2 protein-coding genes are annotated in these 1108 nt (G+C 30.4%); both read left to right on the top strand.

Annotated features, from left to right (window positions below):
- A partial coding sequence (locus EKL98_RS16935; protein ID WP_233589492.1) for a phosphopantetheine-binding protein occupies window positions 1-671 on the top strand: 671 nt, incomplete at its 5' end.
- A 204-nt stretch (window positions 672-875) separates the two neighbouring features.
- The coding region (locus EKL98_RS16930) for a hypothetical protein (protein ID WP_148104468.1) at window positions 876-1108 on the top strand (233 nt) is incomplete at its 3' end.

Here is a 1108-nt window from a genome sequence, read left to right as displayed (position 1 = left end):
AAAAATATATTCCGAATAAGTTTACAAATAAAAAAGGTGACATAATGTATCTTTCAGGCGACATAGGAAAACTACTCCCTAGTAATGAAGTTGTGTGTCTTGGGCGTATAGATCATCAAGTTAAAGTGAGAGGTCATCGAATTGAAATTGGGGAAATAGAACTTGCTTTAATGGCAATTGACGGTATTAAATCGGCTATTGTTGTAGCTAAAACCGATATTCTTATTGCATTTATTATTGCAAATTCTGAAATAGAAAACGAATTAGATGAGATTCGATTATGGCGAAATGAATTGGCCTCACAATTACCAGCATTTATGGTGCCACACGAATTTCATATTTTAGAAAAAATGCCAACTACACTTAATGATAAAGTAGATCGAACAGCTTTATTAGAATATAAATCCAATTCGGAAAGCAACCAAGAATATACTGCGCCTCGAACAACTGAAGAAAAGTTAGTAGCGGAAATTTGGGAAGAAAATCTAAAAAAAGAACGTATTGATATCTTCAGCAACTTTTTTGAAATAGGAGGGCATTCCATTATTGCAGTAACCATAGTCGTTAAAATTCAGAAAAAGACAGGTATCCGAATACCTCTTTCTGCTGTATTTAAACATTCAACTATTGAAAAATTCGCCAAATTATTAATCAAAGAAAACAAAATTTAATATAACTAAGGGCAAACCTAATACATCTAAATTTTTAAAATCTATAATTTCAAGAAATAAAATAATTTTGTTTCCAATAGAGAGATAAAAAAAATTGAACATAACTTTTAGTTATCAAGCATACATTTTAGACACCTATAAATATAAATTATATACATACATTTAGGCCTCAAAATAAGTACTTAACCACATTTAGACATCACAATGAATGATCAATCAAATACTCATAATAAAAATCAATTAATTCCACTTTCTGGTGATATTGAAACCGTAATTTATACTACAAAATCGCAGTCTGAAATATGGACTTCTTGTTATTTCGGTGGAGATGATGCAAACAGAGCCTTTAACCTATTGTATGCATTAGATTTTGATGGCTTATTGGATAGTAAAGTGATGGAAATAGCTTTTCAAACTTTGGTTAATCGTCACGAGTC

This window comes from Flavobacterium bomense (assembly GCF_003970355.1).
Note: the sequence above shows the minus strand (reverse complement) of the source record. Positions and strands in the feature narration are given on the sequence as shown.